Source organism: Bacillus sp. SJ-10 (assembly GCF_002843505.1).
GTDB lineage: Bacteria > Bacillota > Bacilli > Bacillales > Bacillaceae > Bacillus > Bacillus velezensis.
Genome location: NZ_CP025258.1, coordinates 3,646,070 through 3,661,571, shown reverse-complemented (window position 1 = coordinate 3,661,571; position 15,502 = coordinate 3,646,070). Strand labels below are relative to the sequence as shown.

The 15,502-nt window shown below is 48.4% G+C and carries 14 protein-coding genes; 8 read left to right on the top strand and 6 right to left on the bottom strand.

From position 1 onward, the window contains the following. Window positions 1–21: 21 nt before the first annotated feature. From CXL14_RS18045 to CXL14_RS18035, 3 genes are all read right to left on the bottom strand, one after another. Window positions 22–537, bottom strand: coding sequence for a tryptophan transporter (locus tag CXL14_RS18045; RefSeq protein WP_022553601.1), 516 nt, complete (start codon window positions 535–537; stop codon window positions 22–24). A 120-nt stretch (window positions 538–657) separates the two neighbouring features. Continuing rightward, the gene (gene serC, locus CXL14_RS18040; protein WP_088056541.1) at window positions 658–1,737 is read right to left on the bottom strand and encodes a 3-phosphoserine/phosphohydroxythreonine transaminase; all 1,080 of its coding nucleotides are present in this window, start codon (window positions 1,735–1,737) and stop codon (window positions 658–660) included. Between the two features lie 135 nt (window positions 1,738–1,872). Further along, a complete protein-coding gene (locus CXL14_RS18035; protein WP_014417333.1) occupies window positions 1,873–2,310 on the bottom strand; it encodes an HIT family protein in 438 nt (145 codons plus the stop codon). A 491-nt stretch (window positions 2,311–2,801) separates the two neighbouring features. Here CXL14_RS18035 and ecsA point away from each other — a divergent pair, with 491 nt between their 5' ends. Genes ecsA through CXL14_RS18020 form a run of 3 tightly spaced genes read left to right on the top strand, consistent with a single transcriptional unit; the run spans window position 2,802 to window position 5,511 of the window. Then, window positions 2,802–3,545: an ABC transporter ATP-binding protein EcsA gene (ecsA, locus tag CXL14_RS18030; protein ID WP_003155231.1), complete on the top strand. Its 744-nt coding sequence runs from the start codon at window positions 2,802–2,804 to the stop codon at window positions 3,543–3,545. Further along, window positions 3,538–4,764, top strand: coding sequence for an ABC transporter permease (locus CXL14_RS18025; protein WP_007409219.1), 1,227 nt, complete (start codon window positions 3,538–3,540; stop codon window positions 4,762–4,764). Before ecsA ends, CXL14_RS18025 begins: the two co-directional genes overlap by 8 nt. Window positions 4,765–4,806: 42 nt before the next feature. Further along, on the top strand, window positions 4,807–5,511 hold the full coding sequence (locus tag CXL14_RS18020; protein WP_014417334.1) for an EcsC family protein: 705 nt from the start codon (window positions 4,807–4,809) through the stop codon (window positions 5,509–5,511). Window positions 5,512–5,531: 20 nt separating this feature from the next. Here CXL14_RS18020 and CXL14_RS18015 read toward each other — a convergent pair whose 3' ends face one another. From CXL14_RS18015 to hmoB, 3 genes are all read right to left on the bottom strand, one after another. Then, the gene (locus tag CXL14_RS18015; RefSeq protein WP_014417335.1) at window positions 5,532–6,719 is read right to left on the bottom strand and encodes a M20 family metallopeptidase; all 1,188 of its coding nucleotides are present in this window, start codon (window positions 6,717–6,719) and stop codon (window positions 5,532–5,534) included. 69 nt (window positions 6,720–6,788) lie between these two features. After that, a complete protein-coding gene (locus tag CXL14_RS18010; RefSeq protein WP_014417336.1) occupies window positions 6,789–8,174 on the bottom strand; it encodes a membrane protein in 1,386 nt (461 codons plus the stop codon). A gap of 118 nt (window positions 8,175–8,292) precedes the next feature. Continuing rightward, window positions 8,293–8,793 carry a heme-degrading oxygenase HmoB gene (gene hmoB, locus CXL14_RS18005; protein WP_014417337.1) on the bottom strand — a complete coding sequence of 167 codons (501 nt, stop codon included), beginning with the start codon at window positions 8,791–8,793 and terminating at the stop codon, window positions 8,293–8,295. A gap of 122 nt (window positions 8,794–8,915) precedes the next feature. Here hmoB and CXL14_RS18000 point away from each other — a divergent pair, with 122 nt between their 5' ends. The 5 genes from CXL14_RS18000 to CXL14_RS17980 all read left to right on the top strand — a co-directional run bounded on the left by CXL14_RS18000 (window position 8,916) and on the right by CXL14_RS17980 (window position 15,435). After that, window positions 8,916–11,057: a transglycosylase domain-containing protein gene (locus CXL14_RS18000; protein WP_014417338.1), complete on the top strand. Its 2,142-nt coding sequence runs from the start codon at window positions 8,916–8,918 to the stop codon at window positions 11,055–11,057. A gap of 123 nt (window positions 11,058–11,180) precedes the next feature. Then, window positions 11,181–12,242 carry a uroporphyrinogen decarboxylase gene (gene hemE / locus CXL14_RS17995; protein ID WP_014417339.1) on the top strand — a complete coding sequence of 354 codons (1,062 nt, stop codon included), beginning with the start codon at window positions 11,181–11,183 and terminating at the stop codon, window positions 12,240–12,242. Between the two features lie 75 nt (window positions 12,243–12,317). Next, complete coding sequence (gene hemH / locus CXL14_RS17990; protein ID WP_014417340.1) at window positions 12,318–13,253, top strand: ferrochelatase; 936 nt, start codon at window positions 12,318–12,320, stop codon at window positions 13,251–13,253. A gap of 27 nt (window positions 13,254–13,280) precedes the next feature. Next, window positions 13,281–14,714, top strand: a complete 1,434-nt coding sequence (gene hemY / locus CXL14_RS17985; RefSeq protein ID WP_014417341.1) for a protoporphyrinogen oxidase — start codon at window positions 13,281–13,283, stop codon at window positions 14,712–14,714. Window positions 14,715–14,862: 148 nt separating this feature from the next. Further along, the gene (locus CXL14_RS17980) at window positions 14,863–15,435 is read left to right on the top strand and encodes a TetR/AcrR family transcriptional regulator (RefSeq protein WP_003155219.1); all 573 of its coding nucleotides are present in this window, start codon (window positions 14,863–14,865) and stop codon (window positions 15,433–15,435) included. Window positions 15,436–15,502: the final 67 nt, after the last annotated feature.

The following is a 15,502-nucleotide window of genomic DNA, read 5'->3' as shown; positions in this document are numbered from 1 at the left end:
AGAGGTTTCGGTATGCGGTTATTACACCGTTTCAATCATATTGGACCGTTTTAAGATCGTCTGCACAATCGGATGCATAATGATCATGGCGATCGCGTTCAGCACAGCCGCCGGAAGGACGACCGCGAGCACCAATGCGGTGAATCCGCCCGGCAGGCCGACAATCAGAAGGGCCAGCGCCAAAAAGAGCAAACCGGAGATGAAGGTGCCGGCTATCGTAATGACGGCGGCGGCCGCAGTTTTCACGCTCTTTTTCACCAAAAGCGCCAGCGCGAGAAACAGAAACGCCGTTACCGGTTTTTCAATGATATTCGGAAGCTGTCCGCCCGGAAAAGATGTCGTGAGTGCGGAAATGATTCCCGTTACAATCCCGATCATCAGCACGTTCTGCACACGGGGGAATAACAGAATACCCATAAACATCATCACAAGCATCATATCGGGTTTCATTCCGAATAATACCGGCGGCATAATGGAATGAAGCACCGCTCCGATTGCCGCAAACAGGGCCATAATGACTAATTCTTTTGTTTTCATACTAAGCTCTCCTCTGCTAAGCTTTTTCGCCATCCAATAATATGCTCGTCATTTATTGCGATGGCCGGAAAAATTGATATGCAAACAGTATATCAAAGGAACCGTTATGTTAGAAGAAATTTATTCGTTTTCCTGCTGGAACTTTCTCATAAACTGAGCCAGTTTTTCACAATCAGCCAGGCTGACGGCGTTGTAGATAGACGCCCTGCAGCCTCCGACTGAGCGGTGGCCTCCGAGTCCGATCATTTTAGCCGCTTTCGCTTCTTCAACGAATTTTTTCGTTAGACTGCTGTCGCGGAGGGTGAACGTGACGTTCATGTGAGAACGGCTGTCTTTTGCGGCATGCCCCGCGTAAAACCCGCCGCTTGCGTCGATTGTGCCGTACAGGACATCGGCCTTTTCCTGATTGCGCCGTTCAGCCGCTTCGACACCGCCGTTTTCAGCCAGCCATTCAAGGACGAGGCTCAGCATATAAATCGCAAATGTAGGCGGCGTATTATACAGTGAGTCGGCTTTTGTGTGAGTGGAGTATTTCAAAATTTTAGGGACGTTGGCGTTTTCGTTTTCAAGCCATGATTTTTTCATGATGACGACCGTGACGCCGGACGGCCCGAGGTTTTTCTGGGCTCCGCCATAGATAACATCAAACGTTTTGACATCAATTTTTCTGCTCAGGATGTCGCTTGACATGTCGGCTACGAGCGGGATCGGTGAATTCGGGAACTCTTTCCACTGCGTTCCGAAAATCGTGTTGTTTGACGTAATATGCAGGTAGGCGCCGTCTTTGATTCCTGAGAGGTCCGCTTCCGGTATGCGGTTGTGGTTTGAATCTGCGCTTGTTGCCGTGACGGATGTGTTTCCGAACAGTTTCGCCTCGGCGAGTGCTTTTTCAGACCATGCGCCCGTTACGATGAAGTGCGCCGTTTTTTCCGGCGTTAAAAAGTTCATCGGCAGCATGGAGAATTGAAGGCTTGCGCCGCCTTGAAGAAATAAAATATCATAATCGTCGGGAATATCCATCAGTTCTTTCAGAAGGCTTTTGGCTTTTTGGTGCACCGCATCATATTCCGTGCTCCGGTGGGACAGCTCCATGACGGACATGCCGGTATCATTGAAGTTGACAAATTCTTTTTGTGCTTTTTGCAGCACATCCAGTGGAAGGGCTGCGGGTCCTGCATTGAAATTCGTTGTACGTTCCATGTTTACGATCTCTCCCTGTTTTCCGCTTTAGTGTAAGAAATAATACAATTATCCTATCACAATTTTTTGATTTTTTTGATATAAAAAAATATAATTTATGTTTTTTGTGTTTCCGGATGCAAAAAAACCTCATCTTTAAGATGAGGCAAGCCGTTTTCTGACGGTTGAAGCGATCTCCTGAAGATCGTCAGGCGTATAGTCTTCGGCGTGGGTCTTCCAGACAGCCCCGAAACCGTCGCCTTTTCCGTAACGCGGAATGATATGCATGTGAAAATGGAACACCGATTGGCCCGCTTTTTCACCGTTGTTATTGAGAATATTCAGCCCGATCGGCTCGAATTCATCGCGGATGGCGCGTGCGATTTTCGGCACCGCTTCAAAATATTCTTTAGAAAGCTCAGGCGTAAACTCGTACACGTTTTCGATATGTGTTTTCGGAATCACGAGCGTGTGGCCCTTTGTGACCTGGCTGATATCAAGAAACGCCGCGACGTGTTCATTTTCGTATACTTTTGAAGACGGAATGTCACCGGCAATGATTTTGCAGAAAATACAATCGTCCGCTTTGTGCATAGATGGGTTTCCTCCCTGAAAAGAAATATATGTATATTCTCATCGTACCACAAAAACGGCCAAAACAAAAAACAGGATGAACGGCTGCGCGTTCACCCTGATGCAGAAGTACGAAGCTTTATCACAGAAAATTGAATATGCCTTTTGTAAGCACCTCATTTGTTTTTAAAATGAAGACTTATGGGTCTGCTTAATCATTCCTGGGACAAACACCTCATTTGATTATTTCATCATGAATGAAGAACATCATCAAAGCAGTGTGTGAAGAAATTGTAAGCACAGGACATGTTGATTTTCATCCAACTGTTCTAAGACGTCTTTTATAAACACCTCATTTTCAGTTGATTAAAGCTGTTTCCTTCTACATACATTATGATGTCCGCCAAAACGATAACTATGCACGATTTTCACGTGAGAAAAAAAGGGAATCGTTTCAAATCAGACTTTATTTTTGGTACTATGAAGAAAAACGAATCAGAAGGGGAGAAATTATGTCTCTGCTATCGGTAAAAGACTTAACCGGCGGTTATACGAGAAACCCGGTCTTAAAAAATGTTTCATTCACCCTTGAGCCGAACCAGATTGTCGGACTCATCGGATTAAACGGCGCGGGCAAAAGCACGACGATCCGGCATATTATCGGATTAATGGACCCGCATAAAGGCTCGATCGAGCTGAACGGCAAGACGTTTTCGGAGGATAAGGAAAGCTACCGCTCGCAATTTACGTACATCCCCGAAACGCCGGTGCTGTATGAAGAACTGACGCTCAAAGAGCATTTGGAGCTGACGGCCATGGCGTACGGCCTTTCCAAAGAAACACTTGAAAAAAGGCTTCCTCCGCTTCTGAAAGAATTCAGAATGGAAAAAAGGCTGAAATGGTTTCCCGCTCACTTTTCCAAAGGGATGAAGCAGAAGGTCATGATCATGTGCGCGTTTCTCGCGGAGCCTTCGCTTTATATCATTGACGAGCCGTTTCTCGGCCTTGACCCGCTTGCGATCAATGCATTGCTGGAGCGGATGGACGCCGCGAAAAAAGCCGGATCAAGCGTGCTGATGTCAACGCATATCCTGGCTACGGCAGAGCGCTACTGTGACGCTTTCATTATTTTACATAACGGCGAAGTGCGGGCAAGCGGCACACTGGAAGAACTGAGAGAGCAGTTCGGCATGAAAGACGCAGCTCTTGATGACTTGTATATCGAACTGACGAAGGAAGACGCCGGCCATGAATAATATGTCTACGATTTGGCAGTCCCGGCTTGAAGAGCATATAAAGGAAACCAGAATGTATATGAAATATATGCTCAATGATCATCTCGTCATTGTGCTGATCTTTTTTATTGCCGGCGCGGCAAGTTGGTACAGCAAGTGGGTCAAAGACATTCCCGTTCATTTTCCGTCATTTTGGGTGATGGCGGTGCTCTTTTCATTTGTGCTGACCGGTTCATACGTCCGGACGCTGTTAAAGGAAGCGGACCTCGTGTTTCTGCTGCCGCTTGAACCGAAAATGGGGACATACTTTAAGCATTCATTTAAGTACAGCTATCTGTCACAGCTGTTTCCGCTTATTGCCCTGTCGCTTGTATGCATGCCTCTGTTTTTCGCTGTAAGTCCGGGGGCGTCGCTTGCGTCGTATGCCGCCGTATTTATTCAGATGCTGGCGGTAAAAGCGTGGAATCAGGCCATGGAGTGGCGGATGACGTTTATGAATGACAGAAGCATGAAAATGATGGATGCGGTCATACGCTTTATCTGCAATATGCTGCTTTTATACTTCGTCTTACAGTCGTTTTATGTGTACGCTGCCGCCGTCTACATTGTGATGGCCGGCCTTTATGTGTATTTCACATCGGCCGCAAAACATAAATCATTAAAATGGGAAGCCCATATTGAATATGAATTAAGAAGGAAGCAGCGGTTTTACAGAATCGCCAATCTGTTTACCGATGTGCCTCACCTGAAGAAACAGGCAAAACGCCGGGCGTATCTCGACTTTTTGCTCAGAATGATTCCGTTTGAACAGCGGAAAACGTTCTCCTATATGTATGCGCGGGCCTTTCTGCGTTCAAATGATTATCTCGGCATTCAGGTCAGGCTCACGATTATTTTTATCCTGATTATTATGCTCGTTTCCGCCAATCCGTGGATAACGGCGGCGTTAACCGTATTTACCGTCTTTATTACGGGGATACAGCTTCTACCGCTGTTCGGGCATTTTCATCATCTGTCGTTACAGGAGCTTTACCCGGTCAACCAGAAAGCGAAGCTGCAAAGTTTCTTTTCGCTGATGAAATCGGCATTAACCGTGCAGGCGCTGCTGTTCTGTGCAGCGTCAGCTTATGCCGCGGGAGTCAGCGGGGCGCTGTATGCGGCTGTTGCTTCAGCCGTTCTGATTTTTGTGATCATGCCTTCGTATATGGGCGGAAGATTGAAAAAGTACGGCAAGCTGTAATCAATCGGGTTTTTGAAACCTCAATGAAAGAAGGAGACACAGATGACCGACGATCAGCAGCTGATACAGGAAGCACTGCAATGGAAAGCGCGTTTTTTGCGCAAAGATTCCATGCTTGAACGCTTTTCTAAAGGAATGCAGGCGAAAATAAATGAGCGGATTCCCGATAAAATTCATGCCGTCATCACAGAAAGCATTAAAAAAATGACCGAAGCAACAATGGCGGGTTCAAATCTGGTGAAAAGCAAGCGGGATACAAACGGTATGACGCTTGCTGAAAAAGATGCCCTCGCCAGACAAACCGTCGCATCGTACCAAAAGGTCGCGGCAGCTGAAGGTATCGGTACGGGGGCCGGCGGAATTTTTTTAGGGATGGCTGATTTTCCTTTGCTGTTATCCATTAAAATGAAATGTCTGTTCGATCTTGCCTCCATTTACGGCTATGATGTGAAAGACAGGGATGAACGATTGTTTTTGTTGTTTATTTTTCAGCTGGCTTTCTCAAGCGGTGAACAGCGGAAACGCATATACTCAATGATTGAACAATGGGATTCGAAAAAGCATGATGTCGATTGGAGAGTTTTTCAGCAGGAATACCGCGATTATCTGGACGTGGTGAAATTGTTTCAGCTTTTGCCGGTCGTCGGAGCCGCCGTGGGCGGAGCGGCCAATTATAAACTGCTGTCACAGCTCGGTGAGACGGCAAGGCACGTTTTTCATTTAAGAATCACAGCAGCCGGTACGTAATGTACCGGCTGTTTTTTATGTCAGCGGGGGTAGCTCACCGCAGCACCGATAAGCACCTTGGCGGCCGTCAGCATCGCTTTTTCATTAAAATCAAATTTCGGATGATGATGAGGATAAATGGTTTCCGCGTTTTCTAAAGCGGCGCCCGTAAAGAAAAATGCGCCTTTTGTATGCTGCAGATAATAGGAAAAATCCTCTCCGGCCATCTGCGGCTCTCCTTCAACGACCTTCGTGACGCCGTCTGTTTCCGCTGCGGCTGCCGCAGCGTGCGCCGCTTCCTCAGGATGATTAACGACGGCGGGATAACCGCGCTTGAAACGATATTCATAGGAAGCGGAGTGCATGGAACAGATTCCTTTTACGACGGCTTCTATTTCTGCTTCGAGCAGGCTGCGCACACTTTCGTCAAACGAGCGGACGGTACCTGATATGACTGCCTGATCGGCAATCGCATTAAACGGATTTTCAGCGATGAATGAGCCGGCTGAGATGACGGCCGGCTGCACCGGATTTACCCGCCGGCTGACGATATGCTGAAGAGCCGTGACGATTTGTGAGCCGATTAAAACGGCGTCCTTCGTATCGTGAGGAATCGCGCCGTGGCCGCCTTTGCCGATGACTTTAATCGTAAAGCCGTCAGCGGCGGCCATCACTGCGCCCGGGCGGCATAAGACCGTCCCGACGGGTTCAGTCGCCCAAAGGTGTGTGCCGAAAATGGCATCGACATGTTCGAGGCAGCCATCCTCAATCATTGCTTGTGCTCCGCCGGGAGATAATTCCTCAGCGTGCTGATGGATCATCACAAATGACCCTTTCAGTTTTTCCCGGTTGCGGTACAGCACTTTTCCGACCGCAAGCAGAGCCGCCGTATGGCCGTCGTGCCCGCAGGCGTGCATGACGCCGGGAATTTGTGAAGCATAGGGCACATCTTTTTCATCCTGTATCGGCAGAGCGTCAAAATCAGCTCTGAGTGCCACGGCCGGTCCCGGTTCACCGCCTTCAATATAGGCTGTGACACCGTTGCCCCCGACATTCGTCCGGATGGGGACGCCGAGCTTTTCATAAAATGAGGCGATGAACGCCGGTGTTTTTTTCTCCTTAAAGGATGGCTCGGGATTCATGTGAAGGTGACGCCTGATTTCAACCATTTCCTCATACAGCCCGTCAAGCTGAGCGTTTAAGCTTTTTTGAAGTGTCGTTAACGTCAAAAGCGATGCCCCCCTCGTCTGCTTTTCCCATGATTGTATAGAAAATGTCAGAAGATTTCAATCCTTTTGCTACGGGAGAATGATGATGGCGGCCATCGTTGTGACGACTAGCCCGGCCGCAACCGGGATAAAGTTTTTCCTGGCAAGCTCAAACGGATCAACTTTACAAATAGCCGCAGCGGGGATCAGTGCCCAAGGGACCAATGTTCCGCCCCCGACCCAGATCGCTGAAATCTGGCCCAACGCCGTTAAAACGGCCGGGTCCGTATGAAGCGCGGCGGAAAACAGCTTTGCCATCGAGCCTGCAAGAGATATACCGGAAAACCCTGACCCGTCGAGCCCGGTAATCGCACCGACTGCTGCCAGGGCGATGCCGGCGAATTCTCCGGACATCGGAAAAGAATGGGACAGGGCCAATCCGAGGTCATTGACGATCCCCGCAGATCCTTTCGGCAGCGGGGTGTTCAAAATACTTTTAAACCCCGCGTCACCGAGATAAAAGAAGGCCGCGATCGGAATGACGGGGCCGAATACTTTAAAGCCGAATTGAAAACCGCCGATAAAATACTCGGTGATCTTTTCTAAATGCCGCTCTTTATATACAATGAAATGAACGATCAGGAGAATGCCGATCGCGGTTCCTCCGACGAGTGCCGTCGCCTCGTTTCCCTGCAGACGGTATACGATCATGCAGATAATATCGGCGAGAAAAACAAGCGGAATGAAAACCGCCAGGATCACCCTGAGTTTTTTCGGCAGATACATACTTGTGTCCAAAGAACCGGAGCTGTCCAAGGAGAGGGGGGCCTTCGTTTTTTTTCGATCCCGCATGATGAGGAAGAAAGCGGTGATTGTCGTCGTTAACCCCATGATCAAAACGAGCGGAATACTTGCCTGCATGACATCGCCCACGGGAATGCCCGCGGCATCGGCCGTTAATTTCGGGGCCGCCTGAATGACGTAATCCCCCGATAAAGCGAATCCGTGGCCGAACAGGTTCATCGCCATAGCCGCGGCGATCGGAGAAAGGCCCGCCCGGATCGCTGCGGGAAGCAGCACAGCGCCGATCAGCGCCACCCCTGGTGACGGCCAGAAAAAAAGAGAGATGGCAAACATCAGACAGCCGATAACCCAATACGCGACAGCCGGCCCTTTCATCAGCTTTGCAAACGGAGAAATCATCGCTTCATTAATACCGGTTTCGGTCAAGAGGCCGCTCATCGCCACGATAAAACAAATGATAAAAATCGTCGGCAGCAATTCTCCGGCGGCATACGTGAAGCTGTGAAACAGGCTGCTGACCGAAGCGGAGAATGAATGCGTCGTCCATAGCGCAATCACAAAAATGCCGGCGAGTGAAATAAAGGTTGTATCTTTTCTGAGAAGCATAAAAACGATAATGGCCGCGATAAAAGCAACATAAAGCAGATGTACCGAGTAGACGCCGATCCCCAATTGAACCACTCCGTTTATAAATAGGATTGCTACAGGTTATTCATAGGCGGGCGGAAGGTGCAAAGAACGAAGCGTAAAATCGGGACATTAAAAAAGCCGGAGAATCTCCGGCGGTTTTTTAGTCTATTGCGTAATAAGCGGTTACATAAGACGGCCGGGAGAAAATAGACGTCGTGTCGATGCCGGCAGATGTTCCGCGTTTTTTATGAGCTTCCTGATAAGAGTTTGACTGCTGCCAATCCTGAAAGGCTTTTTCCTCTTTCCACAGGGTCAAAATGACATACGTATCGCCTTCGAGCGGTCTTAATACGCGGATGGCTTGAAAACCGGGTTCATTTTCCACTTTGCCGGCGCGGTTTTTAAACCGGTTTTCAAACAGCGGACGGCCTTCCTGGGTAACGGCGATGTTGTTGAGGACGGCGTAGCCCGGATTTTTGATTTCCCCGACGCTGTCGATGCTTTCATAGGAATGGGGCGCCTGAAAAACGGTTTCTCCATTTGTTTCATGAATTAAAACCGCATTATCCTCACCTTGCATCAGCACCATATTCTCACTCGGGTGTTTCTTTGCAATCGTCTTTAAAAAATCGGCTGTCCCGTATGTAATATAAACCTTCATATCAGCCACCTCCTGCTTGCTAGTATATCAAAAGAGTGGTATAAGTTTCTATTGGCGACTCATTCTGACATAATTCGAAACAATATTTCCCATACTACAAGTTAAGAAAGGCGAGGTGACTTATGCTGAAAAAGAAAAAAAGATTCTTTATTCCGGCTGTAATTGCGGCGGCAACCGCTTTTCTCGCGTTAATCGGATACATTATCATTATATTTCTCGGCCATTATGTCATCGATGAAAAGAAATTAATACTGCACGCATCTTCAAAAATCGTCGATCAAAACGGTGATAAAATCGCGAGCCTCTATACGGAAAATCGCGAGCCGGTATCCATTCAGCAGGTTCCGGAAGATGTGAGAGATGCCTTTATCGCCGTTGAAGATAAACGGTTTTACGAACATCACGGCATTGATGTGAAGTCTGTCGGCCGGGCGGTGTTCCGGGATGTTTTAGCAGGCGGCAAGGTGGAAGGCGGAAGCACGATCACCCAGCAGCTGGCGAAAAACATTTTTCTGACTCATGATAAAACATTTTTGCGCAAGACGAAGGAAGTCATTATCGCCATCAATCTTGAGCGTGATTACAGCAAGGACAAGCTGCTTGAAATGTACCTGAACCAGCTTTATTTCGGCCATGGCGTTTACGGCATTCAAGCCGCGTCCCACTACTACTTTAATAAAGAAGTAAAAGATTTAACCGTTGCGGAAGGAGCCGTTCTGGCAGCGATTCCGAAGGCGCCATCTCTTTATTCGCCGATTCAGCATCCGGATAAAAATAAAGAACGCCGCGATACGATTCTTGCAATGATGAACGACCAAGGCTATATCAGCGCCAAGGAAGCCGTCAGAGCCCAGGGCCGGACATTGGGGCTTCATGTCAAGAAAACATCAGAAACGCCTTGGTTTGACAGTTATATCGATCTTGTCATCAAGGAGGCGGAATCCCGTTATTCGATGTCGGGTGAACAGCTGCTTCAAGGCGGCTATACGATCCGGACGTCACTTGATTCCAAGCTGCAGAAAACGGCATACACCCTCATGAAGGAAAGCGGCTATTTTCCGGGGACGGATCAAGCGGCAGAGGGAAGCGCCGTCTTTATTGATAATAAAACCGGAGGCGTGCGCGCGGCGGTCGGCGGACGCGACTACGTGACAAAAGGATACAACAGGGTTACGGCGAAGCGGCAGCCGGGCTCAACGTTTAAGCCGATTGCCGTATACGGTCCCGCCATGCAGGAAGACAAGTTCAAACCGTATTCGCTTCTCCAAGACAAACTCACGTCCTACGACGGGTATGAACCGAAAAATTATGACGGACAGTACAAGGGGGAAGTGACGATGCAGGATGCGATCACTTACAGCATAAATGCGCCCGCTGTCTGGACATTGAAGCAGATCGGCGTAGATACGGGAAAATCGTATCTTGAGAAAAACGGTATGAACATTTCTGACAACGGACTCGCGATTGCGCTGGGCGGTCTGTCTGAAGGCGTCACCCCGCTTCAGCTTGCCGGAGCTTATCATACCTTTGCGGCAAGCGGAATGTATACGAAGCCATTTTTTATAGAGAAAATCACGGACGAAGACGGAGAAACGTTGTCCGGGCCTAAAAACGGCAAAACGCGCGTCTTCAGCGGACAGACGGCATGGAATATGACGAGAATGCTTCAGCAGGTCGTAAAAGAAGGAACCGCTTCACAAGGCAGCTATCAAGGTGACCTGGCGGGGAAAACCGGCACGACCACATTTACCGGCGTCCCCGGCGCGACAAAGGACGCCTGGTTTGCGGGATACACTCCCGGACTGACGGGAGCCGTCTGGATGGGCTATGACAAAACGGATAAAACCCATTACCTGAAAGGCGGAAGCCAATACCCGGTCAGACTCTTTAAAGATATCGTTACAAAAGCGGGGGAAAACGGCCGGACATTCAAAAAGCCTGAAAATGTGAAGGAACTGGGCAGCCCGATTGAGCTGGAGGCGGTAAAGTCCCTGTCGGCCCGTTATACATTTAAGGCGATGGGACTGATTACGGTTCAATTAAAATGGGATATTCAAAAGGATGATCGGGTTGTTTACCGAATATATGAGAAGAAAGACGGAAAAGACAAGCTTCTGGATTCAGTGAAAGGAAAAGGCAGCTTTGACATACCGTACGCCAATCTGTTTTCAGGGGCTTCATACAAAGTCGTTCCATATAATTCACAGACGGATCAAGAAGGAGAGGGAACGGAATACGTTCAGCCGAAGCTTTTTTCTTCTTAATCATGAATTCGGCGATTTTTTGAACATTAAGCCTCAATTCTATACGCTTTTGAAAAAACAAGGTATAGTGTAATGGGCGAAGAACACGAACGTATGGTTGCAGGAGGAAAGGTGGAAATTCAGATGAGTAAACGAGAAGCGTTTAATGATACGTTTTTAAAAGCGGCACGGGGAGAAAAGACAAATCACGTCCCTGTCTGGTACATGAGACAGGCGGGGAGGTCGCAGCCGGAATACCGCAAGCTGAAGGAAAAGTACGGCTTAGTCGAAATTACGCATCAGCCCGAGCTGTGCGCGTATGTGACGAGGCTCCCGGTCGAGCAGTACGGAGTGGACGCTGCCATTTTATATAAAGACATTATGACGCCGCTTCCTTATATCGGAGTGGATGTTGAAATAAAAAACGGAATCGGCCCGGTGATCGATCAGCCGGTGCGCTCTGCTGCGGATATTGAAAAGCTCGGCGAACTGAATCCCGAACAGGATGTTCCTTACGTGCTGGAAACGATCCGATTACTCGTAAACGAACAGCTGAATGTTCCGCTCATCGGTTTTTCGGGAGCGCCTTTTACGCTGGCCAGTTATATGATTGAAGGCGGGCCTTCTAAAAATTACAACAAAACAAAAGCGTTTATGCACAGTATGCCGCAAGCGTGGCAAATGCTGATGGACAAGCTCGCGGACATGATTATCGTTTATGCAAAAGCGCAGATTAACGCCGGCGCAAAAGCCATTCAGATTTTTGATTCATGGGTCGGCGCGCTGAACCGCGAAGATTACCGGCAGTTTATAAAACCGGTGATGGACAGAATTTTCCGGGAGCTTTCTGCAGAGCAAGTTCCGCTGATCATGTTCGGCGTAGGCGCAAGCCATCTGGCCGGGGATTGGCATGACCTTCCTCTTGATGTCGTCGGTCTTGATTGGAGACTCGGCATAGATGACGCCAGAAAACAAGGCATTACAAAAACGGTTCAGGGCAATCTTGATCCGTCGCTTCTTCTTGCGCCTTGGGAAGTCATCGAGAAAAAAGCGAAAGCGATACTTGATCAAGGCATGAAAGCGGACGGGTTTATTTTCAATTTAGGGCACGGCGTATTCCCTGATGTCAATCCGGAAACGCTGAAAAAGCTGACGGCGTTTGTACATGAATATTCCGCTGCCAAAAAAACGGAACAATCTTCCTGAGCAGATCGTTGGTTATAAGTAGATTTTCCTGTCAAAATCAAGGTAGACAGACCATCAAAAGAGGTGTTTAACAAAATGAGCAGCAAAAAGAAAATGGGACTTCTTGTCATGGCTTACGGAACGCCTTACAAAGAAGAGGACATAGAACGTTATTATACGCATATCAGACGCGGAAGAAAGCCGGAGCCTCATATGCTTCAAGATTTAAAAGACAGATATGAAGCGATCGGAGGCATTTCTCCGCTGGCGAAAATCACGCAGGAGCAGGCGGAGAAGCTCGCACAGCGTTTAAATGAAATCCAGGATGATGTAACATTCAAAGTGTATATCGGATTAAAACATATTGAACCGTTTATTGAAGACGCGGTGGCGGACATGCATAAAGACGGCATTACAGAAGCTGTCAGCCTTGTGCTCGCCCCTCATTTTTCAACATTCAGCGTCCAGTCATACAACAAACGCGCGAAAGAAGAAGCGGAGAAGCTCGGCGGCTTGACCATCAAGTCCGTTGAAAGCTGGTATGATGAACCGAAATTCGTTGATTATTGGGTCGGCCAGGTGAAGAAAACGTATGAATCAATGCCGAAAGAAGAACGGGATGACGCGATGCTGATCGTCTCAGCGCACAGCCTTCCTGAAAAAATTAAAGAATACGGCGATCCGTATCCTGACCAGCTGGAGGAATCCGCAAAACTGATTGCCGAAGGCGCCGGAATTACCGATTACGCAGTCGGCTGGCAAAGCGAAGGGAACACCCCTGATCCGTGGCTCGGGCCGGATGTGCAGGATCTTACGCGCGAGCTGAATCAAAAGCATCCTTATAAGGCATTTGTATACGTGCCTGCAGGCTTCGTTGCCGATCATTTAGAGGTGCTTTACGATAATGATTATGAATGCAAAGCTGTGACCGAAGAAGTCGGCGCAAGCTACTATCGTCCGGCCATGCCGAACGCACAGCCTGAATTTATCGACGCGCTTGCAGCGGTCGTGCTGAAAGAGCTGGACAAGTAGAATTAAACGGTAAAGAAGGCGATAAAAATGAGTGGCGATAAAAAACATCTGGTCATCATCGGCGGCGGCATAACGGGATTAGCCGCCGCCTTCTACATGGAAAAAGAAATCAAAGAAAAACAGCTGCCGCTTGAGGTCACCCTGATCGAAGCGGGCCCGAGAGCCGGCGGCAAAATTCAGACGGCGCATAAAGACGGCTACATCATTGAGCGGGGGCCGGATTCTTTTTTGGAAAGGAAAAAAAGCGCGCCGCAGCTCGTCAAGGATTTGGGGCTTGAGCATCTGCTCGTCAACAATGCGACCGGACAGTCTTACGTGCTCGTCAACGAGACGCTTCATCCGATGCCGAAGGGCGCGGTGATGGGCATTCCGACCAAAATCGCTCCGTTCATCTCCACCGGTTTATTTTCTGTTCCCGGAAAGGCGCGGGCGGCGCTTGACTTTGTCCTGCCTGCGAGCAAACCGAAGGAAGATCAGTCTCTGGGGGAATTTTTCCGCAGACGCGTCGGTGACGAAGTCGTTGAGAATTTAATAGAACCGCTTTTATCAGGGATTTATGCCGGAGATATTGATAAGCTGAGCCTCATGTCCACGTTTCCGCAATTCTATCAGACTGAGCAAAAGCACAGAAGCCTGATTCTCGGTATGAAAAAATCGCGTCCGCAGCCTTCGGGACAGCAGCTGACGGCCAAAAAGCAGGGCCAGTTTTTAACGCTGACGACAGGGCTTCAAACGTTGGTGGAGGAGCTGGAAAAGCAGCTTACGCTGACAAAGGTGATGAAAGGAACGAAAGTCACCCATATCGGCCGCGAGGAGAAAGGATATTCCGTGACGCTTGATAACGGCAAAGTGCTCTATGCGGAAGGATGCATAGTAACAGCCCCGCATAAAGCCGCGGCGAAAATGCTTTCTGATCTGCCGGCGGTTTCATGTCTCAAAGACATGCATTCTACGTCCGTTGCCAACGTCGCCTTAGGTTTTCCTGAGGGAGCCGTCAAGATGGAGCATGAAGGTACGGGATTCGTAATCTCAAGAAACAGCGACTTCTCCATCACGGCCTGCACATGGACGAATAAAAAATGGCCGCACGCGGCGCCGGAGGGCAAAACGCTTCTCAGGGCGTACGTCGGAAAGGCCGGAGATGAATCCATCGTAGATCTTTCAGATAACGAGATCATTAAAATCGTAATGGAAGATTTGAAAAAAGTAATGAAAATGAATGGCGAACCGGAAATGACCTGTGTGACCCGCTGGAACGAAAGCATGCCGCAATACCATGTCGGCCATAAGGAGCGCATCAAAGAGTTCAGAGATGCGCTGAAAGCTTCCTATCCGGGCGTATACGCGACGGGCGCATCTTTCGAAGGGGTGGGCATCCCCGACTGTATCGACCAGGGAAAAGCCGCCGTATATGATTCACTGGCTTATTTATTTGAAACGTACCAGCCTCCGTTATCGTAAAACGGAGGTTTTTTTGCATGTTCCCGTTCTGTAAAGGGAACACCAATAAAGAGAAAAAACATTTGAATCTTCTTTGCGACTGTGATAAGTTATCTTATGTACAAAATGACTAAAACGTTCAAACGGTCAATTTAACGAGGTGGGAAACATGTCCGTCGATCGGAAAAAGCTCATTCTGGAAGCGGCAACGAAGTCTTTTACACAATTCGGCTACAAAGCAACGACAATGGATCTGGTGGCAAAGCTTGCAAATGTGGGGAAGGGAACCATCTACACGTTTTTCAAAAACAAAGAAGAACTGTTTGATGATATTTTCACCACTATTTTAAGAGAAATGAAGGAACACGCAGACGAAGCGATGAAACCGGAGCTTTCATTTCACGAAAATGTCCACCGGGCGCTTGTCGCGATTTTGGAATTCAGAAAAACACACCAGCTGACTATTAAAATTTTTCAGGAGAACGCCGAGATTGGTACAATAGCCGTTCAGGATGTCATTGCGAAAATGGAGCGGGCCATTCTGTCATACATTAAAGAAAAGATAGAAACAGCCATTGAAAACGGAAGCATTAAACCGTGTGATCCGGAACTGACCGCTTTTGTGATGCTCAAGCTCTACATCGCGCTGATATTTGACTGGGAAAAAAACCATCCGCCTCTTGAAAAAGAGACGATCGCCGAATTGCTGGAAATGTATGTTGGTCAAGGATTATCTAAATAATAGATGATCCTTCACTTTTTAGGTGCCGTGACCGTTTTGTCAAATGAGTCAGTTTGCGGAAGGAGGC

Bases quoted from the DNA above. Each gene is read 5' to 3' on its own strand.
- CXL14_RS18045 (WP_022553601.1), bottom strand. From the start codon at position 537: ATGAAAACAAAAGAATTAGTCATTATGGCCCTGTTTGCGGCAATCGGA.
- serC (WP_088056541.1), bottom strand. From the start codon at position 1,737: ATGGAACGTACAACGAATTTCAATGCAGGACCCGCAGCCCTTCCACTG.
- CXL14_RS18035 (WP_014417333.1), bottom strand. From the start codon at position 2,310: ATGCACAAAGCGGACGATTGTATTTTCTGCAAAATCATTGCCGGTGAC.
- ecsA (WP_003155231.1), top strand. From the start codon at position 2,802: ATGTCTCTGCTATCGGTAAAAGACTTAACCGGCGGTTATACGAGAAAC.
- CXL14_RS18025 (WP_007409219.1), top strand. From the start codon at position 3,538: ATGAATAATATGTCTACGATTTGGCAGTCCCGGCTTGAAGAGCATATA.
- CXL14_RS18020 (WP_014417334.1), top strand. From the start codon at position 4,807: ATGACCGACGATCAGCAGCTGATACAGGAAGCACTGCAATGGAAAGCG.
- hmoB (WP_014417337.1), bottom strand. From the start codon at position 8,793: ATGAAGGTTTATATTACATACGGGACAGCCGATTTTTTAAAGACGATT.
- CXL14_RS18000 (WP_014417338.1), top strand. From the start codon at position 8,916: ATGCTGAAAAAGAAAAAAAGATTCTTTATTCCGGCTGTAATTGCGGCG.
- hemE (WP_014417339.1), top strand. From the start codon at position 11,181: ATGAGTAAACGAGAAGCGTTTAATGATACGTTTTTAAAAGCGGCACGG.
- hemH (WP_014417340.1), top strand. From the start codon at position 12,318: ATGAGCAGCAAAAAGAAAATGGGACTTCTTGTCATGGCTTACGGAACG.
- hemY (WP_014417341.1), top strand. From the start codon at position 13,281: ATGAGTGGCGATAAAAAACATCTGGTCATCATCGGCGGCGGCATAACG.
- CXL14_RS17980 (WP_003155219.1), top strand. From the start codon at position 14,863: ATGTCCGTCGATCGGAAAAAGCTCATTCTGGAAGCGGCAACGAAGTCT.